Origin of the sequence: Blastococcus sp. VKM Ac-2987, assembly GCF_026967805.1 — a bacterium.
Taxonomy (GTDB): domain Bacteria; phylum Actinomycetota; class Actinomycetes; order Mycobacteriales; family Geodermatophilaceae; genus Blastococcus.
The window spans coordinates 1,260,306-1,285,127 of sequence record NZ_JAPVBG010000001.1; the positions used below are offsets into that span (position 1 = coordinate 1,260,306).

General features: G+C 74.1%; 24 protein-coding genes and 1 tRNA gene. 10 read left to right on the forward strand and 15 right to left on the reverse strand.

The genetic code is table 11. From position 1 onward, the window contains the following. Nucleotides 1–34 precede the first annotated feature (34 nt). The 4 genes from O2W17_RS06225 to O2W17_RS06240 form a co-directional block, all read right to left on the reverse strand. Complete coding sequence (locus O2W17_RS06225) at nucleotides 35–874, reverse strand: hypothetical protein (RefSeq protein WP_269191531.1); 840 nt, start codon at nucleotides 872–874, stop codon at nucleotides 35–37. 78 nt (nucleotides 875–952) lie between these two features. After that, a complete protein-coding gene (locus O2W17_RS06230) occupies nucleotides 953–1,858 on the reverse strand; it encodes a TatD family hydrolase (protein ID WP_269191532.1) in 906 nt (301 codons plus the stop codon). Next, nucleotides 1,855–3,654, reverse strand: a complete 1,800-nt coding sequence (gene metG, locus O2W17_RS06235; RefSeq protein ID WP_269191533.1) for a methionine--tRNA ligase — start codon at nucleotides 3,652–3,654, stop codon at nucleotides 1,855–1,857. The genes O2W17_RS06230 and metG overlap by 4 nt, the downstream gene beginning before the upstream one ends. A gap of 60 nt (nucleotides 3,655–3,714) precedes the next feature. Further along, nucleotides 3,715–4,374 (reverse strand): hypothetical protein, encoded by a 660-nt coding sequence (locus tag O2W17_RS06240; RefSeq protein WP_269191534.1) that lies wholly within the window; start codon nucleotides 4,372–4,374, stop codon nucleotides 3,715–3,717. 183 nt (nucleotides 4,375–4,557) lie between these two features. On the opposite strand from O2W17_RS06240, the gene O2W17_RS06245 reads away from it, so the two are divergent. Then, nucleotides 4,558–5,679 (forward strand): magnesium and cobalt transport protein CorA, encoded by a 1,122-nt coding sequence (locus O2W17_RS06245; protein ID WP_269191535.1) that lies wholly within the window; start codon nucleotides 4,558–4,560, stop codon nucleotides 5,677–5,679. A 190-nt stretch (nucleotides 5,680–5,869) separates the two neighbouring features. Next, nucleotides 5,870–6,793 (forward strand): DUF559 domain-containing protein, encoded by a 924-nt coding sequence (locus O2W17_RS06250; protein WP_269191536.1) that lies wholly within the window; start codon nucleotides 5,870–5,872, stop codon nucleotides 6,791–6,793. A 78-nt stretch (nucleotides 6,794–6,871) separates the two neighbouring features. Here the strand turns inward: O2W17_RS06250 and rsmI are convergent, their stop codons facing one another. After that, the gene (gene rsmI / locus O2W17_RS06255) at nucleotides 6,872–7,708 is read right to left on the reverse strand and encodes a 16S rRNA (cytidine(1402)-2'-O)-methyltransferase (RefSeq protein ID WP_269191537.1); all 837 of its coding nucleotides are present in this window, start codon (nucleotides 7,706–7,708) and stop codon (nucleotides 6,872–6,874) included. 53 nt (nucleotides 7,709–7,761) lie between these two features. Here rsmI and O2W17_RS06260 point away from each other — a divergent pair, with 53 nt between their 5' ends. Beyond that, nucleotides 7,762–9,294 (forward strand): dolichyl-phosphate-mannose--protein mannosyltransferase, encoded by a 1,533-nt coding sequence (locus O2W17_RS06260; RefSeq protein WP_269191538.1) that lies wholly within the window; start codon nucleotides 7,762–7,764, stop codon nucleotides 9,292–9,294. Nucleotides 9,295–9,303: 9 nt separating this feature from the next. Here the strand turns inward: O2W17_RS06260 and O2W17_RS06265 are convergent, their stop codons facing one another. From O2W17_RS06265 to galU, 7 genes are all read right to left on the reverse strand, one after another. Next, nucleotides 9,304–9,777 carry a DUF4396 domain-containing protein gene (locus O2W17_RS06265; protein ID WP_269191539.1) on the reverse strand — a complete coding sequence of 158 codons (474 nt, stop codon included), beginning with the start codon at nucleotides 9,775–9,777 and terminating at the stop codon, nucleotides 9,304–9,306. Between the two features lie 205 nt (nucleotides 9,778–9,982). After that, nucleotides 9,983–10,627, reverse strand: a complete 645-nt coding sequence (locus O2W17_RS06270) for a ScbR family autoregulator-binding transcription factor (RefSeq protein WP_269191540.1) — start codon at nucleotides 10,625–10,627, stop codon at nucleotides 9,983–9,985. Nucleotides 10,628–10,762: 135 nt separating this feature from the next. Next, nucleotides 10,763–10,836, reverse strand: a tRNA-Ala gene (locus O2W17_RS06275). Nucleotides 10,837–10,912: 76 nt separating this feature from the next. Further along, nucleotides 10,913–11,638, reverse strand: a complete 726-nt coding sequence (locus O2W17_RS06280; protein WP_269191541.1) for a hypothetical protein — start codon at nucleotides 11,636–11,638, stop codon at nucleotides 10,913–10,915. Nucleotides 11,639–11,829: 191 nt separating this feature from the next. Next, nucleotides 11,830–12,462, reverse strand: coding sequence for a GNAT family N-acetyltransferase (locus O2W17_RS06285; protein ID WP_269191542.1), 633 nt, complete (start codon nucleotides 12,460–12,462; stop codon nucleotides 11,830–11,832). A gap of 11 nt (nucleotides 12,463–12,473) precedes the next feature. Beyond that, on the reverse strand, nucleotides 12,474–13,916 hold the full coding sequence (gene glp, locus O2W17_RS06290) for a molybdotransferase-like divisome protein Glp (RefSeq protein WP_269191543.1): 1,443 nt from the start codon (nucleotides 13,914–13,916) through the stop codon (nucleotides 12,474–12,476). Between the two features lie 112 nt (nucleotides 13,917–14,028). Then, nucleotides 14,029–14,949 carry a UTP--glucose-1-phosphate uridylyltransferase GalU gene (gene galU / locus O2W17_RS06295; RefSeq protein ID WP_269191544.1) on the reverse strand — a complete coding sequence of 307 codons (921 nt, stop codon included), beginning with the start codon at nucleotides 14,947–14,949 and terminating at the stop codon, nucleotides 14,029–14,031. 26 nt (nucleotides 14,950–14,975) lie between these two features. Here galU and O2W17_RS06300 point away from each other — a divergent pair, with 26 nt between their 5' ends. The 5 genes from O2W17_RS06300 (at nucleotide 14,976) to O2W17_RS06320 (ending at nucleotide 20,374) form a co-directional block, all read left to right on the forward strand. After that, entirely contained in the window at nucleotides 14,976–15,569 is a 594-nt protein-coding gene (locus tag O2W17_RS06300) for a 5-formyltetrahydrofolate cyclo-ligase (RefSeq protein ID WP_269191545.1), read from the forward strand. 42 nt (nucleotides 15,570–15,611) lie between these two features. Further along, a complete protein-coding gene (locus O2W17_RS06305; RefSeq protein ID WP_269191546.1) occupies nucleotides 15,612–16,949 on the forward strand; it encodes an SLC13 family permease in 1,338 nt (445 codons plus the stop codon). A gap of 85 nt (nucleotides 16,950–17,034) precedes the next feature. Further along, nucleotides 17,035–18,222, forward strand: a complete 1,188-nt coding sequence (locus O2W17_RS06310; protein ID WP_269191547.1) for a CaiB/BaiF CoA transferase family protein — start codon at nucleotides 17,035–17,037, stop codon at nucleotides 18,220–18,222. Beyond that, nucleotides 18,219–19,748, forward strand: a complete 1,530-nt coding sequence (locus O2W17_RS06315; RefSeq protein ID WP_269191548.1) for a carboxyl transferase domain-containing protein — start codon at nucleotides 18,219–18,221, stop codon at nucleotides 19,746–19,748. The genes O2W17_RS06310 and O2W17_RS06315 overlap by 4 nt, the downstream gene beginning before the upstream one ends. Before the next feature lie 173 nt (nucleotides 19,749–19,921). Continuing rightward, nucleotides 19,922–20,374 (forward strand): DUF5313 family protein, encoded by a 453-nt coding sequence (locus O2W17_RS06320; protein WP_269191549.1) that lies wholly within the window; start codon nucleotides 19,922–19,924, stop codon nucleotides 20,372–20,374. 9 nt (nucleotides 20,375–20,383) lie between these two features. On the opposite strand, the gene O2W17_RS06325 is transcribed toward O2W17_RS06320, so the two are convergent. The 3 genes from O2W17_RS06325 to O2W17_RS06335 are packed head-to-tail and all read right to left on the reverse strand — an operon-like array spanning nucleotide 20,384 to nucleotide 23,656. Continuing rightward, nucleotides 20,384–22,774 (reverse strand): excinuclease ABC subunit UvrA, encoded by a 2,391-nt coding sequence (locus O2W17_RS06325; RefSeq protein ID WP_269191550.1) that lies wholly within the window; start codon nucleotides 22,772–22,774, stop codon nucleotides 20,384–20,386. Between the two features lie 16 nt (nucleotides 22,775–22,790). Beyond that, entirely contained in the window at nucleotides 22,791–23,201 is a 411-nt protein-coding gene (locus O2W17_RS06330) for a VOC family protein (protein ID WP_269191551.1), read from the reverse strand. Nucleotides 23,202–23,206: 5 nt separating this feature from the next. Beyond that, on the reverse strand, nucleotides 23,207–23,656 hold the full coding sequence (locus O2W17_RS06335; RefSeq protein WP_269191552.1) for a helix-turn-helix transcriptional regulator: 450 nt from the start codon (nucleotides 23,654–23,656) through the stop codon (nucleotides 23,207–23,209). 144 nt (nucleotides 23,657–23,800) lie between these two features. Between O2W17_RS06335 and O2W17_RS06340 the strand changes: the two genes are divergently transcribed. Together O2W17_RS06340 and O2W17_RS06345 are read left to right on the forward strand one after the other, a co-directional pair. Continuing rightward, nucleotides 23,801–24,280 (forward strand): hypothetical protein, encoded by a 480-nt coding sequence (locus O2W17_RS06340; protein ID WP_269191553.1) that lies wholly within the window; start codon nucleotides 23,801–23,803, stop codon nucleotides 24,278–24,280. A 160-nt stretch (nucleotides 24,281–24,440) separates the two neighbouring features. Beyond that, the gene (locus O2W17_RS06345; RefSeq protein ID WP_269191554.1) at nucleotides 24,441–24,785 is read left to right on the forward strand and encodes an FmdB family zinc ribbon protein; all 345 of its coding nucleotides are present in this window, start codon (nucleotides 24,441–24,443) and stop codon (nucleotides 24,783–24,785) included. Nucleotides 24,786–24,822: the final 37 nt, after the last annotated feature.

Here is a 24,822-nt window from a genome sequence, read left to right on the forward strand (position 1 = left end):
GGACACCGGCTGCGCGGGCGCCGGACGCGCGGTCTCAGCCCGCCAGCGCGGGGGCGCTCGAGCGCACCGGCCGGAGCCAGCTGAACAGGAAGACGGTCACGGCCAGGCCGGCCGCCAGCGCGGAGAAGCCGCCGGCCACGAGGGCCACCGGCAGCACGTCGAAGTCCCCGCGGACCCGCTCCCCCAGGTCCAGCCCGGCGCGCAGCAGCAGGGTGCCGAACGGGAGCAGCGCCGTCACGCTGGCCGCAGCGGTCACCAGGTGCGCCGTCCAGGTCCGCAGCGCCTCGTCGATCGGCACGTCTGCGCCCTGGGCCGGCATCGGCCGGACCAGCGCCCGGAGCAGCGCCCCCTCGGCCAGCAGCCAGGCCACCAGCGGCACGACCACGACCGCCCAGGCGGTGGTGCTCCCCAGCTCGCCGTCGGACCACAGCCACCCGGCGGTCGCCAGCTCTGCGGCGACCACCAGGCGCATCGTCCAGACCAGCCAGGCGGAGATCTGCTCGCCCTGCCGCGGGCGGCGCGGCGGGGAGGTCAGCGTCCAGCGCGGGCGGGGGCGCGTCACCTCGGCCAGCAGCACGCCCGCCAGCAGACCCATCGCGAGCAGGGGGAGCCACAGGAAGACCGATGCCTCCGCGAGGAGCACCACGCTGGCCACGATCCCGGCCAGGCCGAGGAGCAGGCCCAGCCCGCGCCACCGGCGTCCGTGCGCCGCCTGCCGCCGCAGCGCCGCCAGCCCCTCGGGGGTCGGCTCGGCCAGTTCCACCCCTCCGCCGGCGACCGCCCGGCGATCCGCCGCCAGCTTCCAGGCGCGGGCCAGCAGCACGCCCGGCACGAGCAGAGCGACGAAGACCACGACCGCGATGAGACGACCCACGGGTCAAGTGTGCATCGGTTCTCCGCCCGTGTGGTGCGACCCCGTTCCAGCCGGTCGCCCGGGAGGCGGAAACTCTCCTCAGCGAGGGGCGGGCTGCTGCTCCCAGGGACCGAAGACGCGTTCGGCGGTGGCGGTGAGGGTGTGGCAGAGCTCGACCAGTTCCGTGCCGGTGACCTCTGCGAGCGCCCGGACCGTGTGCGGCACCAGCCGCGAGGCGTTCGGGCGGCCCCGGAACGGCGCAGGGGTGAGGAACGGGGAGTCGGTCTCCACCAGCAGCTGGTCCACCGGGGTCAGCGCGGCCGCCTCGCGCAGGTAACCGGCGTTGCCGAAGGTCAGCGTGCCGGCGAAGGAGAGCACGTACCCCCGTTCGACGCACGCCTTGGCGAACACGGCGTCGCCGGAGAAGCAGTGGAAGACGGTGTGCTCGGGAGCGCCCTCGTCCTCGAGCACCCGCAGGATCTGCTCGTGCGCGTCCCGGTCGTGGATCACCAGCGCGACGCCGCGCTCCTTGGCGATCCGGATGTGCGCGCGGAACGACGCCTCCTGGGCCGGCCAGCCCTCCGGGCCGGTGCGGTACCGGTCCAGGCCGGTCTCCCCCACCGCCCGCACCCGCGGCAGCGCGGCCAACCGGTCGATCTCGGCCAGCGCCGCGTCGGACGCCCCGCCCCCGCCGGCCTCGTTGGGGTGCAGCGCGACGGCGGCGAGCACGTTGGGGTGCCGGGCCGCCAGCTCCGCCGACCACCGGGACGATGCGACGTCGACACCGACCTGCACCAGCCGGGTCACGTTCACCGCGGCGGCGGCTGCGATCTCGGCGTCGACGTCGTCGTCCGACGCCCACTCGCCGTGCTCGTCGCCGGCCGGCCGCTCCCCCAGGACGATGTCCAGGTGCGTGTGGCTGTCCAGCGCCGGGGCCGGGAGCGGCTCCGGCGACGGCGGCGGCTCGCCCCGCCGGTTCGCGCGGGACGAGGCCGAGCGACTCATTCCCCGCCCTCCTCCAGGCGCCGGAGCTCCTCGTCGACGATCGACGGGTCCAGCTTGGTGAAGATCGGCTTCGGCGGGGCCAGCGGCGTCCCGGGGGCCGGGAGCGGCGTGGAGGCCCAGACCGCCTGCCCCTGCTCGTAGGAGCCGGTGATGATCGGGTACGGCGAGCCCTCGTCGAGGTCGGTGACCTCCTCGACCCGCGGCGCGACCGACCAGGTGCCGGTCCCGCCGAGCAGCTCGTGCACCTGCTGCGAGGAGTGCGGGAGGAACGGCGTCAGGAGGGCGTTGCAGTCCTTGATCGCCTGGAGCGCGGTGTGCAGGACGGTGTCCCGGCGGGCCGGGTCCTCCTTGAGCTTCCACGGCGCCTGGTCCGACAGGTACTTGTTCGCCTCGCCGACGACCCGCATGGCCTCGGTGATCGCGGCCTTCTGCCGGTTGCGCGAGAGCAGCTCGCCCACGGGGGCGAACGCGCCCGACGTGGTGGCCAGCAGCGCGCGGTCGTCGTCGGTCAGGTCGCCGGGCGTCGGGACGGCGCCGACGTTCTTCGCCGCCATCGAGACGCTCCGGTTGACCAGGTTGCCCCAGCCGGCGACCAGCTCGTCGTTGTTGCGGCGCAGGAACTCCGCCCAGGTGAAGTCGGTGTCCTGGTTCTCCGGGCCGGCGACGGCGATGAAGTAGCGCAGCGCGTCGGCGTCGTACCGGGCGAGGAAGTCCCGCACGTAGATGACCACGTTGCGGGAGGAGGAGAACTTGCGTCCCTCCATGGTCAGGAACTCGCTGGAGACGACCTCGGTGGGCAGGTTCAGCCGGCCGTAGGAGCCCGGCGTCCCGCCCTTGTCGCCCTCGCCGTTGTAGCCGAGCAGCTGGGCCGGCCAGATCTCGGAGTGGAAGACGATGTTGTCCTTGCCCATGAAGTAGTAGGCGTCGGAGTCCGGCGACTGCCACCACCGGCGCCACGCGTCCGGGTCCCCCGACCGGCGGGCCCACTCGATGGACGCGGACAGGTACCCGACCACGGCGTCGAACCAGACGTAGATGCGCTTGTCGGGGCGGTCGCGCCAGCCGTCCAGCGGCACCGGGACGCCCCAGTCGATGTCGCGGGTGTAGCTGCGCGGCTTGAGGTCGGTGAGCAGGTTGACGCTGAAGTTGAGGACGTTCGGGCGCCAGCTCTTCCGGGTGCCCAGCCAGTCGCCCAGCGCCCGGGTGAACGCGGGCAGGTCGAGGAAGTAGTGCTCCTCCTCGACGAACTTCGGCGTCTCACCGCTGATCTTGCTGACCGGGTTGACCAGGTCGATCGGGTCGAGCTGGTTGCCGCAGTTGTCGCACTGGTCGCCGCGCGCACCGTCGTAGCCGCAGATCGGGCAGGTGCCCTCGATGTAGCGGTCGGGCAGGGTGCGGCCGGTCGACGGGCTGATCGCGCCGAGCGTCGTCTTCGGGAAGACGTAGCCGTTCTTGAGCAGGCCGAGGAAGATCTCCTGGCTGATCTGCGCGTGGTTGGCCGTCGTCGTCCTCGTGAACAGGTCGTAGCTGAGCCCGAGGGACTGCAGGTCCCCGACGATGACCCGGTTGTTCCGGTCGGCGATCTGCCGGGGCGTGATCCCCTCGGCGTCGGCGGCGACGGTGATCGGGGTGCCGTGCTCGTCGGTGCCGCTGACCATGAGGACCTCGTCCCCGGCCATCCGGTGGTACCGGCTGAAGACGTCGGAGGGGACGCCGAACCCGGAGACGTGGCCGATGTGCCGCGGCCCGTTCGCATAGGGCCAGGCGACTGCGGTCAGGATGTGCCGATCACTCACGCCGCTGAGCCTAGGCGGCGGGGTCCAGCCGGTCGCCCGGCCGGGCTGCCGGCGCGGGCCTCAGCGCTGCGAGACGACGTTCGTGGCCGGGCCGGACGGGTCGGTGTCGACCGGGCCGAGGAGGGCGAGGCCGCCGAGCGCCAGGGCGATGAGCCCGAGGGTGACCGTGCACAGCGAGCGGTGCAGGGTCACCGGGTCGGGCCGCCGCGCCCGCACCCGCGGGCCCTGCAGCACCCACTGCCGCGCCGACGGAGTGCCGGCGAGGAGCAGCTTGCCGGCCGGCACCGCGAGCGCCGCCGCGAACAGCAGCGGCAGCGGGACGCCACCGGTGAGCGCCTCCGGTACCGGCACCACGACCGCGACGACGCCCAGCATCGAGAGCACGCCGAGCTCGGCGGAGGAGGTGACCACCACGAGCGTGCGGCCGGAGCCGTCGATCAGCGCCGCGCCCGCACCGGCGGTCAGGACGATCCAGCCGGCCAGCACGACCAGCCCGAGGACGACCAGCCAGCCGGCCGGCCGCACCGGTGCGGCCAGGACGGCGTCGACCCGGGTCAGGCCCGTGGCCAGCAGACCGGTGGCCTCTCCGACGGCGAGCAGGCCGGCGCCGAGCACGCTGACCGGCACCCGGCGGCGCGCGCCGCCGGAGCGCTGGGACGCCACGGGTCCCGCCGAGCGTGCGTACGGGGACCCGAGGGTGTCGAGGACGGTGCTCGCCACGAAGCTGCTCTCCCTGACCGGTGGGGGCTGTCCCCGCTCAGGTCGGCGCGCCGCGCGGGCCGCTGGACGCCGCGCCGGCCGGACTCACCCCTGCGGGGCAGGACGGCCGCACGGGCAGGCGGCCCGGCACGCCTACGCTGCACACCGCACGAACGACCAGCCGGGGAGGAGGGCGGACCCGCCGTGAGCACCAGCGACGACCTGCCGGCCGCACCGCTCCAGCTGCCCTCCCAGGTGCCGCCGGGATCGCCACCGACCCTGCGCCCCCGCCCGGCCGGGCAGCAGCAGCGGATGCCGACCCGCCGCCCCGAGACGGCGGCCGTCATCGACTGCGCCGTCTACGTCGACGGCCGGCGCCAGGAGCCGGTGGCCGCGGAGGACGCGCTGCCGGTCGCCGAGGAGCTCGGCGGGTTCGTGTGGCTGGGCCTCTACGCGCCGGACGAGCACGAGCTGGGGGCGATCGCCGGGGAGTACGACCTGCACCCGCTCGCGGTCGAGGACGCCGTCTACGCCCACCAGCGGCCGAAGCTGGAGCGCTACGACGACGCCCTGTTCATGGTCCTCAAGACCGCGACGTACATCGAGCACGAGGAGCTCACCGCGACCAGCGAGGTCGTGGACACCGGCGAGGTGATGGTCTTCCTCGGGCCGAACTACGTCATCACGGTCCGGCACGGCGACCACGGCGGGCTGGCCGAGCTCCGGCAGCGGCTGGAGGAGCAGCGCGAGCTGCTGTGCCTCGGCCCCGCCGCCGTGCTCTACGCCGTCGCCGACCTGGTGGTGGACTCCTTCGTCGATGTCGCCGCCGCGGTCGAGCAGGACGTCGAGGAGCTGGAGGCCTCCGTGTTCAGCCCCCAGCGCACCGACGACGTCGGCCGGCTCTACCAGCTCAAGCGGCAGCTGATGTCGCTGCGGCGCGCGGTGTCCCCGCTGGAGGTCCCGCTGCAGAAGCTGGCCGAGCGGCCCGTCGACGTCGTCCCCGATGCGATGCGCTCGTACTTCCGGGACGTCCTCGACCACGCCATCCGGGTGCGCGACCAGGTGGCCGGACTCGACGAGCTGCTCACCTCGATTCTGCAGGCGTCGCTGGCCCGGACCCAGATGGCCGACAACGAGGACATGCGCAAGATCTCGGCCTACGCCGGCATCATCGCCGTCCCCACCGCCATCGCCGGGATCTACGGGATGAACTTCACGTACATGCCCGAGCTCGACGAGCCGTGGGGCTACCCGGCTGTGCTGCTGGTGATCCTCACGGCCATCGTGCTGCTCTACCGCGGCTTCAAGCGCAACGGCTGGCTCTAGCCCGTCCGGCCCTCGCGGCCCTCTCCACCCCCGCCCCAGGCATAGGAGGCTTTGCCTACGGTTTCGCAGCCGAATCCGTAGGCATAGCTTCCTATGCCCGCCTGAAGCCTCTTCCGCGGCTCACCCATGAGTTGTCCACAGATCGCTGCGCCGGCTCCAACCGAGTGGGCGTGCCGACGAGGCTGCCCTCATGGATTGGCGGAAGGCAATCGTCGACACAGTGGGCGACCACGGCGGGCTGGCCACGCGCCGGCAGTTGCTCGAGCGGGTACCGCGCCAGGTGCTCGACAGCCATGTCGGCCGCGGCTACCTCGTGCGGGTCTTCCCCAGGGTCTACCGGCTGCGGAACTGCGTCGAGGACGACGCGCTGACGCTGCGGGCGGCGCTCCTGCACGCCGGGCCGGTTGCGGCACTGAGCCACACGACCGCACTCGCCGTGTGGGGGCTGCGCCCGCTGGAGCGGCCACTTCACGTGACGGTGGACCAGAGCGTCAAGAGAGCCGGAGCACCCGACCTGCTCGTGCACCGCCGGCTGCGCTTCGAGCCGGAGTCCGCGCAGTGCGTGCAGCGGCGCGATCTCCGCATCACGACACTGCCCCGGACCGTCATCGACTCGTGGCCCTTGCTGCCGACCGTGGAGCGCCGTCCGCTCGCCTTGGACCTCAGCAATCGCGGCCTGGTCACCGCGCGACATCTCGACGAGGCACTGGCGGAGCGCCCCAATGTCGCGGGCCGGCGCGGCCTGCGGCAGACCATCGATCTCATCGCCGACGGCTGCAGGAGCGAACTCGAGGCCCACGGCGTCCTCACCGTCTTCCGGCACCGTTCGCTGCCGCCGAGCGTCGGCCAGTACCCGGTGCAGCTGCCGGCCCGTCGGATCAAGCTCGACCGGGCATGGCCAGAGGTGAAACTGGCGGTGGAGCTGGACGGCGCCCGGCACCACACCTCACCGGCGGACCGCCGCAAGGACCTGGCCCGCGACCGGGAGCTCGCCGCGCTCGGCTGGGTCGTCCTCCGCTTCACGTACGCGGACGTCCTGCGCGATCCCGAGGGCGTGCGCGCGAAAGTGCTCGCGGTCTACCGCGCTCGCCTCGCACAGCTGCAGGTGAGCTGAGACTTCGCAGGCATAGGAAGCCTTGCCTGCGGATCAGGGCCGAATACGCAGGCAAAGCCTCCTATGCCTGTGACGGGGCTAGGACTTGGCGGCGACGACGGCGTCGTAGACGGTGCGGCGCGGGAGGCCGGTGCGTTCCACGACCGCCCGGATGGCGTCCTTGCGGGTGGCGCCCGCCGCCTCCTCCGCTGCGACCTCGGCCGCGAGCTCGGCCGGCGTGAGCTCCACGGCCCGCTCGGGTGCGCCGGCGACGACGAGGGTGATCTCGCCGCGCACCCCGTCGGCGGCCCAGGCGGCCAGCTCGGCCAGCCCGCCGCGCCGGACCTCCTCGTGGGTCTTGGTCAGCTCGCGGCAGACGGCGGCCGGCCGGTCGTCCCCGAGCACGGCCGCGGCGTCGGTCAGCGCGTCGGCCAGCCGGTGCGGGGACTCGAAGAACACCATCGTGCGGCGCTCGTCGGCCAGCGACGCGAACCGCGACCGCCGCTCACCGCCCTTCCGCGGCAGGAAGCCCTCGAAGCAGAACCGGTCCACCGGCAGGCCCGAGACCGCCAGCGCGGTGGTCACCGCCGACGGCCCCGGCACGGAGGTGACGACGACGCCGGCGTCGATGGCGGCCCGCACGAGCGTGTAGCCCGGGTCGGAGACCGAGGGCATCCCGGCGTCGGTGAGGAGCAGGACCGTCCGCCCCTCGGTCAGGGCCGCCAGGAGCCCGGGCAGCCGGGCGCGCTCCACCGACTCGTGGAAGGTGACCACCCGACCGGTGAAGGTGACCTCGAGGTCGGCGGCCAGCCGGTGCAGCCGCCGGGTGTCCTCGCAGGCGAGGACGTCGGCCGTGGCCATCGCCGCCCGGAGCCGCGGGCCGACGTCACCGGGCTGCCCGAGGGGCGCCCCACCCAGCACCAGCCGTCCGCTCACGCCGACGAGCCTGTCACGACCGGGCGGCCGGGTGCGCCACCTACCCTGACCGCATGGCGGTGCTGGCACCCGAGCGGGCGGACGAGGACCCGCACGGGGCCCCGCACCCGGCGGCGCCGCGGGTGCGCCGCCTGCCGCCGCCCCGGCCCCGCCGCGACGTCGTCGCGCTGCCCGACGACCGCCGGACGGCGTGGATCATCGCCGCCGTCCTGGGCGCGCTGGCCCTGGCCACCCGGCTCTGGGGGCTCGCCTACCCCCGCGAACTGCTGTTCGACGAGGCGTACTACCCGCCCCAGGCGGAGGAGCTGCTCACCTGGGGGCACGAGTACAACCGCGGCTACACGTTCATCGTCCACCCACCGCTGGGCAAGTGGCTGATCGCGGCCGGCGAGGGCCTGTTCGGCTACGACTCGTTCGGCTGGCGCCTCCCCTCGGCGGTGGCCGGCTCGATCGCCGTCGTCGTGCTGTTCCGGCTGGGGCGCCGGCTGACCGGTTCCACGCTGGTCGGCCTGCTCGCCGGGGTGCTCCTGCTCGTCGACGGGTTCGCGTTCACGATCTCCAGGGTCGGCCTGCTCGACGTCTTCCTGCAGGTGTTCGTCCTCGGCGCGGTGGCCTGCCTGGTGGTCGACCGCGACGTCGTGCGGGCCCGGGTGCGAGCGGCCGGCGAGGTCGCGGGCGGCGGTTTCCGGCTCGGTCCGCGCGGCTGGCGGATCGCGGCCGGCGTCCTCTTCGGCTGCGCCTGCGCGGTCAAGTGGAGCGGGGTCTGGTTCCTGGCCTTCTTCGCCGTGCTGTCGCTGTTCTGGGAGCGGGCGGCCTGGCGGGACGCCGGGGTGCGGCGACCCACCCGGACGGCGGCCCGCCGCGGGCTGCCAGGTGCGCTCTGGGCGCTGGCCGCCGTCCCGGTGCTCACCTACCTCGCCTCGTTCACCGGCTGGTTCCTGGGCGAGACGTCGCAGGGCAGGGCGTGGGCGCAGCAGAATCCCGACACCGCCTACCCGTGGGTGCCGGACGCGCTGCGGTCGCTGTGGCACCAGCACGCCGAGTGGCTCCGGTTCCACAACGGGCTCTCCAGCCCGCACCCCTGGGAGTCCGGCCCCTGGTCGTGGCTGGTCAACGGCCGGCCGATCCTGCTGTGGAACCCGCAGGGCATCGTCGACTCCCAGGGCGAGCAGGTGGTGCGCTACATCCTCATGGTCGGGACGCCGGTCCTCTGGCTGGCCTTCGCGCCCGCGATGCTCTGGCTGCTCTGGCGGATCGCCGCCCGGCGGGACCCGGCCGCCCTTCCCGTCGCCGTCGGGATCGCCGCGGGCTGGCTCACCTGGTTCGTGAACCTCGACCGGACCATGTTCATCTTCTACATGGCGCCGGCGCTGCCGTTCTTCGTGCTCGCGGTCGCCCTGGTGCTGCAGGACGTGGTCGGGCGGCCCGGCAGCGGCGGGTGGCGCCGGCGCGCGGGGCTGGCCGTCGCCTGCGGGTACGTCGCCGTCGTGGCGGCCACCTTCGTCTTCTTCTGGCCGGTGCTCACCGGGCAGCCCCTCTCGCACGCCGAGTGGCTGCAGCGCATGTGGTTCCCGTCCTGGTTCTGACCAGGGAGCTCAGGAGTGGTACTCGTGGACGACGGCGTGCCCCCTGCCGCGGCCGATCATCGCCCGGTTGACCGGCACCGTCACCACGAAGGCGACCGCGAGGGCGACGGCGAGCGAGCCCCAGAACAGCGGTGACGCGAGCCCGGCGTCCATCGCGCCCGGGATCGCCAGCATGATCCCGTTGTCCACCACCTCCATGACGACGATGGAGACGGTGTCGGCAGCCAGCGCCACCCTCACCGCCGCGCGCAGCGGCAGGCCCGAGCGCAGCACCGGCGCGATGGTCAGCGAGTAGCCGAAGACGAACGCCAGTGAGACCGCGAGCGCGATCGTGGCGCCGTCGGACCAGCCCAGCGCGGTGCCGATCACCATGCCGAGCACCTCGCCGATGGCGCAGCCCGCGAGGCAGTGCAGGGTCGCGCTGACCGCGGGCCGGGTGAGCGCCCGCCCCTCCGACGTGTCCGCGTGGTGGTTCTCGGTCATGGCGACACCTCTCTCGACAGGTTCGCAAGGGCCGGCGCGATCCCGCGCGCACGCCCGTGACCCGCCTGCCGCCGGAGGCGGGCGGGCCGGAGCCGGTGCCGGGGGCGGCGGCCGCGGACGTGCCGTGCGCGGTACCGGTCGGGCAGGGCGAGGACGTCGTCGCCCGCGGGCGTTCGCCCCGCCCGCGGACGTCAGGCCGAGGAGGTCAGGCCGGGGAGGCGGGCTGCAGCTGCGGCAGGACCAGGGCCCAGAAGGAGTCCAGCCGGCCGGCGAGGTCCCGCCGGGCGCTCAGCTCCTGGGACACCTGCTGCATGCCGAAGAAGCTGGCCACGATCACCTGGGCGGTGCCCACCGGGTCGGCCGCGGCGTTGATCTGCCCCCGCTGCTGCCCCTGGGTGATCAGCTGGGCGAGCGCGTGCTGCCAGCCGACGTAGGGCTGCGGCAGCTTGGCCAGGGCGTCCGGCGGGAGCTCGGACATCAGCCGCTTGGAGGCCCGGACGACCGGGTCCCTCGCGAACTGCTCACCGGCCACGTAGGTGACGGCGACCAGGGCGGACAGGGCGTCGTCGTGGGAGTCGATGACCCCGCGGAGCATGACCGGCCAGGTCTCGAACATCTGGTGGACGACGGCGACCGCGACGCTCTCCTTGGACTCGAAGTGCCAGTAGAGCGCACCCTTCGTCATCCCGGTGCCGGCGACGATGTCGTTCAGGGACGTGGCCATGTACCCGCGCTCGCTGAACTCCCGGGCGGCGATGTCGATGATGAGCTGACGGGTGGCGGCGCTGTCGCTCGCCCGACCGCGGGCGCGCCGCACCGGGGACGAGGCGCCCACCGGTGTCTCAGCCATGGAACCGCCTCCCGCGGGACGCCCTGCCCCGCACCGACGGGCAGCCTAGCCGTCGCGGCGCTGCGTTCCCCCGCTCCGACGCGACGACGGCGCCGCCAGGGACGGGACCCCGGCGGCGCCGGGCGCTGTACTGGGTGGAGCTGAGGGGATTTGAACCCCTGACCCCCTCGATGCGAACGAGGTGCGCTACCGGTCTGCGCCACAGCCCCAAGTGCAGGAGGAAGACTACCGCCCGGCTCCTCCGGCCCTGCCACCGGGGCAGGGCCGGAGGCCCGTGTCGACCACTCAGGCGCCGATCACGCGCGGCGGCTGGTACTCGTCGATGTCGGCGAAACCGATGTCGTCGTCGTCGAGGCCCACGACGGCGCTGTTCTGCCACCCGACGGGCGCCGGCGTGCGCGCGGCGACGACCCGTCCCGGACGGAGCGTGCGCACCGGGGCGAGCGGGAGGCTCGGGTGCTGCAGCGCGGGCAGGGCCGCCTGCGCGACCGTCTCGTGCGTCTCGGGCGACGCCGTGCGCTGGACGGGCGCCGGCACCTCGGCCGGCACGGGCGCCGGGCGGGCGGCGGGCCGGACGGAGGCCCGCACGGCCTGCCGCGCGGCGGACCGGGCGGCGCGGCGGGCGGCGAGCCGCTCGCGACGAGCCACCTTCCGCAGCACCAGCACGTAGCCGACCGTCGCGACGGTGAAGACCGCCTGGGCGATCCACAGCCACGGGGTGAGGAGCAACGCCCCGGCCAGCGAGGCGAGCGTGAGGGCCACCAGGCCACCCAGCGCCCGCCGGCGCAGCGCGTGCACATCCACCTTCAGCTCACCGGTGGTGCGCAGGACGTCGCGGTCGATCGACACCCGCTCGGTCTCGGCATGCCGCACCGGGTCCACCGACCGCCGGCGCTGCAACGTCCGACCCGAGTCGGCAAGCTCCGCACGACCGTCCTGCGCGTCACCGCGGGTCACCACCATGGGCACCAGCACGACGAACCACAGCACGACCAGCGCGGCCAAGAGCACGCCCGATCCCATAGGAACACCACCTGTCACATCAGTCACTCGCCGGGCGAGGTTATGCAGGTCAGCAGGTGGGATCCGGGAGGCGCGCGGGCGTGTCGCCGATGTGTTGTGGGACCGGTGTGACGGGGGACGGCGTGTCGCCGTCGGCCACCCTCGCGGCGGTCACGCTGCGTGCTATGCCGACGAGCCGATCAGTCGACGGGTCGACCCGGGGCCGTGGCCTGCCAGCGGTCGAGGACACCCCGCGGCAGGTCGTCGGCGAGCAGCGCGTACGCCAGGTGGTCGCGCCAGGCGCCGTCGATGTCCAGGTAGCGCCGCAGCAGGCCCTCCTGCTGGAAGCCCAGCCGCTCCACCAGCCGCTGGCTGGGCAGGTTCTCCGGGCGGATGTCGGCCTGCAACCGGTGCAGGCCGACGGGCCCGAAGGCGTGGTCGCACACCAGCGCCACGGCCAGCGAGGCGATGCCCCGGCCGGCCACCGACCGGTCGATCCAGTAGCCGAGGTACCCGGCGCGCAGCGCGCCCCGGACGACGTTGTCGACCGTCACCTGGCCGACCAGCCGGCCCTCGTGCCGCACGGCGAACGGCAGCGACGTGCCCAGCCGTGCCCGGCGGGCCATCATCCGCCGCATCGCCCGGTAGGCCGCCGGCGTGTGCCGGGCCTGCCAGCCGACGGTGGCCGTCGGCTCCCAGGGGCGCAGCCAGTCCTCGTTGGCCGAGCGGACGCGGCTCCACTCCACCGCGTCGCGCCGGCGCAGCGGGTGCAGCTCGACCGGTCCCCAGGACAGGATCGCGGGCCAGCCGGGGTGCAGGTCGGGATCGATCACGGATGCCTGCGTCAGCCGCCGAGCAGCAGCGGCATGACGGTGACCAGACCGCCGGCGGCCACCTCGGTGACGTCCTCGTCGATGACGATCAGGCAGTTCGCGCGCGCCATGCGGGCTAGGAGCGCGTCGGTGGCCTCCCCCACCGGCTCGACGACGTAGCCGCCGTCGGGGTGCCGCATGACGGTGCCGTGCAGGTACTGGCGGTACCCCAGCGGGGAGAGCAGCGGCTGCCCGGCGATGGCCTGCACGGTGCGGCGGAACAGCTGGCGCTTGCCCAGCATCAGCCGGATGGCGGGCCGGACGAACACCTCGAAGGCGACCAGCGCGGCGACCGGCTCCCCCGGCACGCAGATGACCGGCACCTCGTCCGGGCCGAGCCGGCCGAAGCCCTGCGCGGGGCCGGGGTGCATCGCGACCTGGCGGAAGCGCATCCGGCCGAGCCCGGCCAGCGCCTCCTGCACCATGTCGAACCCGCCGCTGGCGAAGGTGCCGGAGATGAGCACCAGGTCGCTGCGCAGCAGCTGGCTCTCCAGCACCTCGGTCAGGCGCCGCTGGTCGCTGGGCAGGCGCCCCGACCGGTAGGCGTCGGCCCCGGCGTCCCGGGCCGCCGCGGCGAGCGCGTAGCTGTTGACGTCGACCACCTGACCGGGCGCCGGGGCGGCGCTCACGTCCACCAGCTCGCTGCCGGCGCTGAGCACGACCACCCGCGGCCGGGGGCGGACGAGCACCCGCTCCCGCCCCACGGCGGCCAGCAGGCTGATCTGGGCGGGGCCGATCGGGGTCCCGACGTGCACCGCGGGGTCCCCCGGCGCGACGTCGTCGCCGGTGCGGCGGACGTAGCTGCCGGCCGGCGGCCCGGCCTGGACCTCCACCCGGGCCGCGCCGTTGTCGGTCCACACCCCCGGGACGACGACGTCGGCGCCGGAGGGGAGCATCGCACCGGCGGCGACCTTCAGCGCCAGCCCCGGCCCGATCGACGACGGCGCACCGGCCCCGGCCACGCTCTCCCCGACGACGGCCAGCTCCACCGGCGCGGCCACGGAGGCGGCCGCGACGTCCTCCGCGCGGGCGGCGTAGCCGTCCAGCGCGGCCTGGTCGAAGGCGGGCAGCGCCCGCTGGCTGACGACGTCCTCGGCGCAGAGCAACCCCTGCGCGTCGAGCACGGCCAGCTCGATCGGGTCCGGCTGCGGCACGGCGGCGAGGATCTCGTCGAGGTGCCGCTCGACGGTGCGCACCTGCGGCGAGGCGTCGGAGCGGCCGTCGGCCGGCAGCGGCACCGGGCCGGTCACCCCGCGCGGCGCGGGGACGCCGTCACCGGCCGGCTCGGCCGAGCTCCCGCCGTCCCGCGGCCCGGTGACCCGGGGAGGTGCCATGGGCATGTCGACCTGGGCGGTGTCCCGGTGCACCCGGGGTTCTCCGCCGCCGATGTTGCCGTCGTCGCTCTGCCCGGACATCCTCACCACCGTCGTCCCGCGGTGCCGTCTCCCGGCACCGCCCGTGCGGCAGCGCCGGCCCTGGCGGGGCCGGCGTACCGCCGCGGTCCGATCGTGCCCTCGCGGGCGCCGGTCAGGACGACGACGCGCCCTCGGCGGGCAGCTCGGTGACGAAGTCGCGCAGCCAGCCGCGCAGCGCCGGGCCGAGGTCGTCGCGCTCGGCGGCCAGCCGGATGACCGCCTTGAGGTAGTCCAGCTTGTCGCCGGTGTCGTAGCGCCGGCCGCCGAAGACCACGCCGTGGACCGGCTCGCCGCGCTCGACGAGGGTGGCCAGCGCGTCGGTCAGCTGGATCTCCCCGCCGCGGCCGGGCGCGGTCTTCCGCAGCACCTCGAAGATCTCCGGGGCCAGCACGTAGCGCCCGATGATCGCCAGGCTGCTGGGCGCCTCGTCGACGGGCGGCTTCTCCACCAGACCGGTCACCGCCACCACGTCGCCGCCGTCGGCGGTGGGCTCGACGGCCACGGCGCCGTACTTGTCGATGTTCTCCCGGCCGACGTCGAGCAGCGCGATCACCGAGCCGCCGTGCTCGGCCTGCACCGCGAGCATCTGCTCGAGCAGGTGGTCGCGGGCGTCGATGATGTCGTCGCCCAGCAGCACCGCGAACGGCTCGTCGCCGACGAACGCGGCGGCCTGCAGGACGGCGTGGCCCAGACCCTTCGCCTCGCCCTGGCGGACGAAGTGCACCTGCGCCACGTCGGAGGACTCGTGCACCGCGTCGAGCCGGCTCTGGTCGCCCTTCTTCTCCAGGGCGGCCTCCAGCTCGGGGGTGCGGTCGAAGTAGTCCTCGATCGAGGCCTTGCCGCGGCCGGTGACCATGAGCACCTCGGGCAGGCCGGCGCGCGCGGCCTCCTCGACGATGTACTGCAACGCCGGCCGGTCCACGACCGGGAGCAGCTCCTTGGGCACGGCCTTGGTCGCGGGCAGGAAGCGGGTCCCCATGCCGGCGACGGGGATGACCGCCTTGCGGGCCGGGCGGGTGCTGGGCGTCGACATGCGGGCAGCCTAGCTAGCCTGCGCCGATGAGCGCCGGGCCCGCTGGGAGCACCCCCAAGGCAGCGGTCCGCGCCGCACTGCTGCGCCGCCGGCGCGACCGTGGCCTCGACGAGCGGGCGAGGGGCTCCGCCGCGGTGGCCGCGACCCTCGCCGCGCGGCTGGCGGGGACGCCGGTGATCGCGGCGTTCGTGCCGGACGGGGCCGAGGCCGGCTCCGGCCACCTCCCCGGGGCCCTCGCCGCGACCGGTGCCCGCGTGCTGCTGCCGGTCGTGCCCGCGCGGGGCGGCGAGCTGGACTGGGCGGAGCACTCCGGCGAGCTCGTGCCCGGCCGGTTCGGCCTGCTGGAGCCCCCGGGGCCGCGGCTGGGCCGCGCGGCGATCGGCGCGGCCGGTGCCGTGGTCGTCCCGGCGGTCGCGGTCGCCCGCGACGGGGCCCGGCTGGGCCGCGGCGGCGGGTACTACGACCGCGCCCTGCGGCACGCCCGACCGGGCGCGGTGCTGGTCGCCGTCGTCTTCGACGACGAGCTGGTCGACCGGCTGCCCACCGAGCCGCACGACGCGCGGGTGACCGCCGTGGTGACCCCGTCCGGCGGATGGCAGGCGCTACCGGCGGGTCACTGACACAGTGGACCCGCCGCAGACCCCGACGCCGTGGGAGGGACCGTGTCCCCCGAGATCGTGACCATCCTGGCGCTGGTCGTCATCTTCGCCATCGCCACGTTCCTACCGATCAACATGGGGGCGCTGGCGTTCGTCGCCGCCTTCGTCGTCGGCACCCTGTCGGTCGGGCTGACGACCGACGACATCATCGGCGGCTTCCCCGCCGGGCTGGTGCTGACGCTGATCGGCGTCACGTACCTGTTCGCCATCGCGCAGAACAACGGCACCGTCGACCTGCTGGTCCGCGGTGCGGTGAAGCTGGTCGGCGGCCACGTGGCCGCCATCCCCTGGGTGATGTTCTTCGTGACGGCGGTGCTCACCGCCATCGGGGCGCTGTCCCCGGCGGCGGTGGCGATCATCGCGCCGATCGCGCTCACCTTCGCCGCGCGGCACGGGATCAGCCCGCTGCTGATGGGGATGATGGTCATCCACGGCGCCCAGGGCGGCGGCTTCTCCCCCATCAGCGTCTACGGCGTCACGGTCAACACCATCGTGGACAACGAGGGCCTGCCCAGCAGCCCGCTGGCGGTGTTCCTCGGGGCGCTGTTCTTCAACATCGCCATCGCGCTCGTCCTGTTCTTCGTCCTGGGCGGCCGGAAGCTGATCGGCCGCAAGGTGGCCGCGGAGCCGATCCCGCACAGCGAGCACGCCCACGGCACGCTGGTCCGCGGCCACGGGGCCGCGCCCGGGCCCGGTGTCGGCGGGGACGACGACGAGCACATCCACCCCGACCGCCCGGAACCCGTCCGGTTCGAGCAGGTCCTCACGCTGATCGGGCTGGCCGTCGTCGCCGTGCTGGCCCTGGTCTTCGACCTGGACATCGGGTTCGTGGCGATCACCGTCGCCGTCGTCCTGGCGCTGTTCTCCGCGCAGCAGCACAAGGGCGCGGTCACCCAGATCAGCTGGTCGACGATCCTGCTGATCGCCGGCGTGCTGACGTTCGTCTCCGTGCTGGAGGCGGCCGGCACCATCGACTACGTCGGCGACGCCGTCATCGGGCTCGGCGTGCCGCTGCTCATCGCCCTGCTGCTGGCCTACATCGGCGGGGTGGTGTCGGCCTTCGCCTCGTCGACGGCGATCATCGGCGTCGCCATCCTGCTCGCGGTGCCGTTCCTGGAGGCCGGCCAGATCAGCGCCGTGGGCGTCGTGGTCGCCCTGTCGGTCGCCTCGACCATCGTGGACGTGAGCCCGTTCTCCACGAACGGGGCGCTCGTCCTGGCCAACGCGCAGGACGTCGACCGCGACCGCTTCTACAAGCAGATCCTGGCCTACGCCGCGATCGTCGTGGCCGTCGGACCGCTGCTGTCGTGGCTGGTCTTCGTCGTCCCCGGGTGGCTGTGACCCACCTGGCGCGAGATACCTCAGCGCTGAGAGACTTTTCGAGCGCCTCCGGCGAACCGGCGGCCACGGACCGAGGGAGCCCACCATGCCCGGACCTCTCGACGGCGTCCTCGTCGTCGACCTCACCCGCGCCCTGGCGGGGCCGCACGCCGCGATGATGCTGGGCGATCTCGGCGCCCGCGTCATCAAGGTGGAGAGCCCCGGTAGCGGGGACGACACCCGCGGCTGGGGGCCGCCGTTCGTGCAGCCGGAGCAGGGTGACCGCGAGTCGACGTACTTCCTGTCGACGAACAAGAACAAGGAGTCGATCACCCTCGACCTCAACGACGAGGCGGACAAGAGGGTCCTCACCGAGCTGCTGCGGCGCGCGGACGTGCTGCTGGAGAACTTCCGTCCCGGCACGCTGGCGCGGCTCGGTTTCGGCACCGACGTGCTCGCCGGGCTGAACCCCCGGCTGGTCACCCTCGCCATCAGCGGCTTCGGCCACGACGGCCCCGAGGGCGGCCGGGCCGGCTACGACCAGATCGCCCAGGGCGAGGCCGGGCTGATGTCGCTGACCGGCTCGGGGCCCGACGACCCGCAGCGGGTCGGCGTCCCGATCGGCGACCTGCTGGCCGGCATGTACGGCGCCTACGGCGTGGTCGCCGCGCTCGTGGAGCGGGAGCGGACCGGCCGCGGTCAGGTGGTGCGCACCTCGCTGCTGGCCGCGATCGTCGGTGTGCACGCCTTCCAGGGGACGGCGTGGACGGTGGCCGGGAAGGTCGGCGCCGCGCAGGGCAACCACCACCCCTCGATCGCCCCCTACGGCCTGTTCCACTGCAAGGACGGCAGCGTGCAGCTGTCCTGCGGCAGCGAGTCGCTGTGGCGGAAGCTGTGCGCGGAGTTCGACCTGGACCCCGAGGCGCCGGGGCTGGCGACCAACGGGGAGCGGGTGGACCGCCGCCAGGAGGTCATCGAGCTGCTGGAGGGCGTCTTCGCCGACATCCCTCCCGAGGACCTGCTCGCCCGGCTGAACGCCGCCGGCATCCCCGCGGGGAAGGTGCGCACCATCGACGAGGTCTACGGGTGGGACCAGACGCTCTCCCAGGGCCTGCTCGTCGACGTCGAGCACGCGACGCTGGGCGCCCTGCAGCTGCCCGGGCCGCCGCTGCGCTTCTTCTCGCCCGGTGCCGACGGCGAGACCGAGACCACCCGGCGGGAGCACGCCGCTCCCCCGGTGCTCGGCGCCGACGGCGACGCGATCCGCGCATGGCTGGACGGTTCGACCCCGTGAGCGAGCGACCCGCCCGGCTCGACGCCCGGGCCCTGCGCGACCTGGTCCTCGACCCCGGGTCGTGGCGGTCCTGGGACTCCCCCGTCCCACCCCGCGACGTCACCCCCGGCTACGCCGCCGAGCTGGCCCGCGCGGCGGAGCAGTCGCGGCAGGACGAGTCGATCATCACCGGGGAGGGGACGCTGTGCGGCCGCCGCGTCGCCGTCGTCGCCGGAGAGTTCGGCTTCCTGGCCGGCTCCATCGGCGTCGCCGCCGCGGAACGGCTGACCGCGGCCGTGGAGCGGGCCACCGACGAGGGGCTGCCGCTGCTGGCGGCCCCGGTGTCCGGCGGCACCCGGATGCAGGAGGGCACCGTCGCCTTCCTCCAGATGATCGGCATCACCGCGGCCATCGCCCGGCACAAGGAGGCCGGGCTGCCCTACCTGGTCTACCTGCGCCACCCCACCTTCGGCGGCGTGCTCGCCTCCTGGGGCTCGCTCGGGCACGTCACCATCGCCGAGCCCGGGGCCTCGATCGGCTTCCTGGGCCCGCGGGTGTTCGAGGCGCTCTACGGCGAGCCGTTCCCCGCGGACGTGCAGACCGCGGAGAACCTCGCCGAGCACGGCATGATCGACGCCGTCGTCCCGCACGAGGAGATCGCCGAGGTCGCCGACCGCGCCCTGCGGGTGCTCTCCGCCCGGCAGACCTGGCACCAGGACGTCCGGGACGCCGAGCGCCCCACCCCCGACGACGGCACCGACGCCGACGACCCGGAGGACGGGCGCAGCGCCTGGGACGTCGTGACGGCGTCCCGGCGCGCGGACCGGCCCGGGGTGCGGCGGCTGCTGCGCACCGCGGCCACCGACGTCGTCGGCCTGTCGGGGACCGGGGCCGGGGAGAAGGACCCGGGTCTGCTGCTGGCGCTGGCCCGCTTCGGCGGGGCCCCGTGCGTGGTGCTGGGCCAGGACCGGCGCGGGCAGTCGATGACGGCGCCGTTGGGCCCGGCCGCGCTGCGGGAGGCCCGCCGCGGCATGCACCTGGCCGAGCAGCTGCGGCTGCCGCTGGTGACGCTCATCGACACCCCGGGGGCGGCGCTGTCCCGCGAGGCGGAGGAGGGCGGTCTGGCCGGGGAGATCGCCCGCTGCCTGCACGACCTGGTGGTGCTCAAGGCGCCGACGCTGGCGGTGCTGCTCGGGCAGGGCACCGGCGGCGGGGCGCTGGCGCTCGTGCCGGCCGACCGGGTGCTGGCCGCCGCGAACGGCTGGCTGGGCCCGCTCCCGCCCGAGGGCGCCTCGGCGATCGTGCACCGCACCGTCGACCGGGCCGACGAGATGGCGGCGGACCAGGGGGTGCGCGCCACCGACCTGTGGCGGGCCGGGATCGTCGACCGGGTGGTGCCCGAGCGGCCCGACGCCGCCGACGAGCCGGCCGAGTTCTGCCTGCGGCTCGGCCGGGTGCTGGGCGAGGAGCTGGCCGGCCTGCTCGGCCGGGACGACACCGAGCGCTACCGCACCCGGCTGCACCGCTACCGCAACCTCGGCCGCTGACCCCACTGTTGATCAGGTCACCTGATCAACGGTGCTCCTGGCTCACCGCCGACGGTGAGCCAGGACCACCGGTGGTGAGCCAGGGCCCACGATGCCGCGCCGCCACGGCTGGCACCATCGACGTCAGCGCACCGCGAGGTGCGATCCGCACCGAGCTGGAGCACCGAGCCGACATGGCGCACCCCGCAGGCCCTGGCCCCACCGAGCCGGTCGTCCGGCCCGCGCCGCACCGGTGGGTCTGGTACGCCCTCGGCGGCGGGCTCCCCGAGCGGCACCGCGCCTGGGTGCTGCACGACACGACCACCGACACCTGGTGGATGCGGCACGTCGCCCGGATGCTCGTCCAGCTGGCGGTGCCGATCGCGCTGGTGGTGACCCTGCTGCCCGCCCCGCTGGCGCTGCGCCTGGCGGTCGCCGGTGGCGGGATCTTCCTGGGGCTCATCTTCTCGTTGGCCTACATGCCGGAGACCACCGAGAACCGGGTGGTCAAGGCCGGCTACCCGGCGGGCACCGCCACCGCGGTCCGGGACCGGGCCGGCCTCGGCCGCCAGCAGCGGGAGACCGAGCGGAAGCGTGCCGCGGCGGCCAGGCGGGCCGCGCGCTACCGGGGGCGCACCGGCCGCTGATCCCGTGCGTCAGGCGCCGACGTAGGCCGCGAGGTGCTCGCCGGTGAGCGTGGACCGGGCGGCCACCAGGTCGGCGGGCGGGCCCTCGAAGACGACCCGGCCGCCGTCGTGCCCCGCGCCGGGACCGAGGTCGATGATCCAGTCGGCGTGCGCCATGACCGCCTGGTGGTGCTCGATGACGATCACCGACCGGCCGGAGTCGACCAGCCGGTCGAGCAGGCCCAGCAGGTTCGCGACGTCGGCCAGGTGCAGGCCGGTCGTGGGTTCGTCGAGGACGTAGACGGCGCCCTTCTCCGCCATCTGGGTGGCCAGCTTGATCCGCTGCCGCTCCCCGCCGGACAGCGTCGTGAGCGGCTGCCCGAGGGTGAGGTAGCCCAGCCCCACGTCGGCGAGCCGCTCGAGGATCGCGTGCGCGGCCGGCGTGCGCGCCTCGCCCTCGCCGAAGAACTCCGCCGCCTCGGCCACCGGCATGGCGAGCACCTCGGCGATGTCCCGGCCGCCGAGCCGGTACTCCAGCACGGCCGCCTGGAACCGCTTCCCCTCGCACTCCTCGCAGGGGGACTCGACCGTGGCCATGACGCCGAGGTCGGTGTAGATGACACCGGCGCCGTTGCAGGTGGGGCAGGCGCCCTCGGAGTTGGCGCTGAACAGCGCCGGCTTCACGCCGTTGGCCTTGGCGAACGCCTTGCGGATCGGGTCGAGCAGGCCGGTGTAGGTGGCCGGGTTGCTCCGCCGCGAACCGCGGATGGCGCCCTGGTCGACCACCACGACGCCGTCCCGGCCGGCGACCGAGCCCTGCACCAGCGAGCTCTTCCCCGACCCGGCCACCCCGGTCAGGACGACGAGCACCCCGAGCGGGATGTCGACGTCGACGTCGCGCAGGTTGTGGGTGCCGGCGCCGCGCACCTCCAGCGCGCCCGACGGTGTCCGCACCGACGGCTTGACGGAGACCCGGTCGTCGAGGTGCCGGCCGGTGAGCGTGCCGCTGGTCCGCAGCTCCTCGACGGGGCCCTCGAAGACCACCTCGCCACCACCGGTGCCGGCCCCGGGGCCGAGGTCGACGACGTGGTCGGCGATCGCGATCGTCTCCGGCTTGTGCTCCACGACGAGCACCGTGTTGCCCTTGTCGCGCAGCCGCAGCAGCAGGTCGTTCATCCGCTCGATGTCGTGCGGGTGCAGGCCGATCGTCGGCTCGTCGAAGACGTAGGTGACGTCGGTCAGCGAGGACCCGAGGTGGCGGATCATCTTGGTGCGCTGCGCCTCGCCGCCGGACAGGGTGCCGGCCGGCCGGTCCAGCGAGAGGTAGCCCAGCCCGATCTCGGCGAACGAGTCGAGCAGGTGCTGCAGCCCGGAAAGCAGCGGCGTCACGGAGGGCTCCCGCAGCTCCCGCACCCAGACCGCGAGGTCGCTGATCTGCATCGCGCAGAGGTCGGCGATGTTCTTGCCGCCGATCTTCGACGAGAGGGCCTCCTGCGTGAGGCGGGTGCCGCCGCAGTCGGGGCACGTCTGGAAGGTCACCACGCGCTCCACGAAGCGCCGGACGTGCGGCTGCAGCGCGTCGACGTCCTTGGACAGCATCGACTTCTGGACCTTCGGGATCACGCCCTCGTAGGTGAGGTTGACGCCCTCGACCTTGATCTTGGTCGGCTCCTCGTGGAGGAGGGTGCGCATCTCCTTCTTGGTGTACTTGCCGATCGGCTTGTCGAGATCGAGGCCGATGCCCTCGAAGAGGCGGCCGTACCAGCCCTCCATGCTGTAGCCGGGGACCATCAGGCCGCCCTCGTTCAGCGACTTCGACTCGTCGTAGAGCGCCGACAGGTCGAAGTCGTTGACCGAGCCCATGCCCTCGCACCGGGGGCACATGCCGCCGAGCCGGGTGAAGGTGACCTTCTCCGCCTTCGTCTTCCCCGCGCCGCGCTCGACGGTGATCGCCCCGCTGGCGCTCACCGAGGGCATGTTGAACGAGTAGGCGTTGGGCGAGCCGATGTGCGGCTTCCCCAGCCGGCTGAACAGGATGCGCAGCATCGCGTTGGCGTCGGTGGCCGTGCCCACCGTGGAGCGCGGGTTGGCGCCCATCCGCTCCTGGTCGACGATGATCGCCGTCGTCAGGCCGTCGAGCAGGTCGACCTCGGGTCGCGCCAGCGTCGGCATGAAGCCCTGCACGAAGGTGCTGTAGGTCTCGTTGATCAGCCGCTGCGACTCCGCGGCGATGGTGCCGAAGACCAGCGAGCTCTTGCCCGAGCCGGAGACCCCGGTGAACACCGTGAGCCGGCGCTTGGGGATCTCCAGGCTGACGTCCCGGAGGTTGTTCACCCGCGCGCCCTGCACGCGGATCAGGTCGTGGCCGTCGGCGGGGTGCGGCGCCGTCGGCCGGGAAGCCGTCCTCGTGTCGGTGCTCATCAGGCCTCCGGGCCGCTCAGGTCAGCTGCTGGATGCGGATCATGTTGCCCGCCGGGTCTCGGAAGGCGCAGTCGCGGAGGCCGTAGGGCTGGTCGGTCGGCTCCTGGACGACCTCGGCGCCGCCTCCCTCCAGCTTCGCGAAGGTGCCGTCGAGATCGGTCGTGGCCAGGTTGACGCCGAAGAAGCTGCCCTTGGCCATCAGCTCAAGGATGGTGCGCTGGTCCTCGTCGGTCAGGCCCGGGCCGGCGGTCGGCGGGTGCAGCACGATCGCGGTGTCGGGCTGCCCGGGCGGGCCGACCGTGATCCAGCGCAGGCCCTCGTACCCGACGTCGAGGCGGACCTCGAAGCCGAGGACGTCGCGGTAGAAGGCCAGCGAGGCCTCCGGGTCGGAGTGCGGGAGGAAGCTCGAGTGGATGGTGATGTCCATGGCCGTCACGCTAGGGACGGCTCCGGAGCCGGCGCTTCTCGATTCCTGACCGGTCTGGTCACCCGCTTGGCCACGCACGCCGGCATCCCCGCCGTCGCCCGGCCCTCCTGGCGTCGGTAGACGCTGGGCGGCATGCCGACCAGCTCGGCGAAACGGGTGCTGAAGGTGCCCAGCGACGAGCAGCCGACCGCGAAGCAGACCTCGGTGACGCTGAGGTCGCCGCGCCGCAGCAGGGCCATCGCCCGCTCGATGCGACGGGTCATCAGGTACGCGTAGGGGGACTCGCCGAAGGCGGCCCGGAACTCGCGGCTGAGGTGCCCGGCCGACATGTGCGCGCCCCGCGCCAGCGCCTCGACGTCGAGCGGCTGGGCGTACTCCCGGTCGATCCGGTCCCGGACCCGGCGCAGCCGCGCGAGGTCGCGCAGCCGCTGATCTGCGGCGGATCCGCTGGTCACCCCGGGATCGTGCCACGTCACGGCGACGCGGACCCGGTGCTCCTCCCTCCCGGCATGAGAGCACTCTCACGCGCAGGCCACGGCTCCCTCATGCTCGACGGGAAGGGTCTGGACGACACCGACTCCCGACCCGGAAGGCACCTCATGCGTCTCGCCCCCGCCCTGCTCGCACCGCTGACCGTCCTGGCGCTCGCCGGCTGCGGAGGCGATCCGACGGACGAGACCGCGGCCGGTGCCTCGACCGCCACGTCGACGTCCACCTCCACGTCGACGGCCACCGTCACGTCCCCGTCGTCCAGCGCCGCCCAGCAGCCGCCGACGGACTCCGGGTCACCGCAGACCCCTGGGACGCGGCCGGCTCCGGACACCTGCACCGACCTGCCCGAGTCGGCCGACGGCGGCTACGCGGTCGCCGACGCCGGCACGGTCACCGTGACCCGGAACGGTGACCGCCTGGTCCTGGGCCAGGTGGCCCCGGCCGCCGGCTGGGAGACCGAGTCGGTCGAGGAGGAGGACCGCGAGATCGAGGTCGAGTTCCGCGGCGACGGCATCGAGCTCGACTTCGAGGCCGAGATCGAGGACGGCGGCCGCCTCGACGTCGAGGTCTGCCACGACGACGACTGATCGCCCCGACCCCGGCGCGGACGCCCGCCGCGCGCGGGCGCAGGGGTGACACTCCGCCACGCGCGTGGACGCGCGGTGCGGGGATGGCGCATCATTGGCAGTCGCCGGGTGCGAGTGCCAACTCGGCGCCCACCTCCGCACGACCAGGGAGAGCACCACCGTGCCCACGTACCAGTACGCCTGCACCAACGCCGAGGGCAAGCACGAGTTCGAGGTCGTGCAGTCCTTCAGCGACCCGTCCCTGACCGAGTGCCCCGAGTGCGGCGCCCCGGTGCGCAAGGTCTACGGCTCGGTCGGCGTCGTCTTCAAGGGCTCGGGCTTCTACCGCACCGACAGCCGGAAGAGCAGCTCGGCGTCGGAGACCGCGGGCAACGGCTCGTCCACCGGCACCTCGACGCCGGCGGCGGCCAAGGAGGGCTCGTCGAGCAAGGAGGGCTCGTCGAGCTCCACCGGCTCCTCGACCACGTCGACGACGTCCGGCAGCGGGGCCAAGGCCGCCAACTGACGGCGGCGGGTCGTCCACAGGGACGTCCGCTCTCCAC

Bases quoted from the DNA above. Each gene is read 5' to 3' on its own strand.
- O2W17_RS06230 (WP_269191532.1), bottom strand. From the start codon at position 1,858: ATGAGTCGCTCGGCCTCGTCCCGCGCGAACCGGCGGGGCGAGCCGCCG.
- O2W17_RS06250 (WP_269191536.1), top strand. From the start codon at position 5,870: ATGGATTGGCGGAAGGCAATCGTCGACACAGTGGGCGACCACGGCGGG.
- O2W17_RS06260 (WP_269191538.1), top strand. From the start codon at position 7,762: ATGGCGGTGCTGGCACCCGAGCGGGCGGACGAGGACCCGCACGGGGCC.
- O2W17_RS06265 (WP_269191539.1), bottom strand. From the start codon at position 9,777: ATGACCGAGAACCACCACGCGGACACGTCGGAGGGGCGGGCGCTCACC.
- O2W17_RS06270 (WP_269191540.1), bottom strand. From the start codon at position 10,627: ATGGCTGAGACACCGGTGGGCGCCTCGTCCCCGGTGCGGCGCGCCCGC.
- glp (WP_269191543.1), bottom strand. From the start codon at position 13,916: ATGTCCGGGCAGAGCGACGACGGCAACATCGGCGGCGGAGAACCCCGG.
- galU (WP_269191544.1), bottom strand. From the start codon at position 14,949: ATGTCGACGCCCAGCACCCGCCCGGCCCGCAAGGCGGTCATCCCCGTC.
- O2W17_RS06300 (WP_269191545.1), top strand. From the start codon at position 14,976: ATGAGCGCCGGGCCCGCTGGGAGCACCCCCAAGGCAGCGGTCCGCGCC.
- O2W17_RS06310 (WP_269191547.1), top strand. From the start codon at position 17,035: ATGCCCGGACCTCTCGACGGCGTCCTCGTCGTCGACCTCACCCGCGCC.
- O2W17_RS06320 (WP_269191549.1), top strand. From the start codon at position 19,922: ATGGCGCACCCCGCAGGCCCTGGCCCCACCGAGCCGGTCGTCCGGCCC.
- O2W17_RS06325 (WP_269191550.1), bottom strand. From the start codon at position 22,774: ATGAGCACCGACACGAGGACGGCTTCCCGGCCGACGGCGCCGCACCCC.
- O2W17_RS06330 (WP_269191551.1), bottom strand. From the start codon at position 23,201: ATGGACATCACCATCCACTCGAGCTTCCTCCCGCACTCCGACCCGGAG.
- O2W17_RS06340 (WP_269191553.1), top strand. From the start codon at position 23,801: ATGCGTCTCGCCCCCGCCCTGCTCGCACCGCTGACCGTCCTGGCGCTC.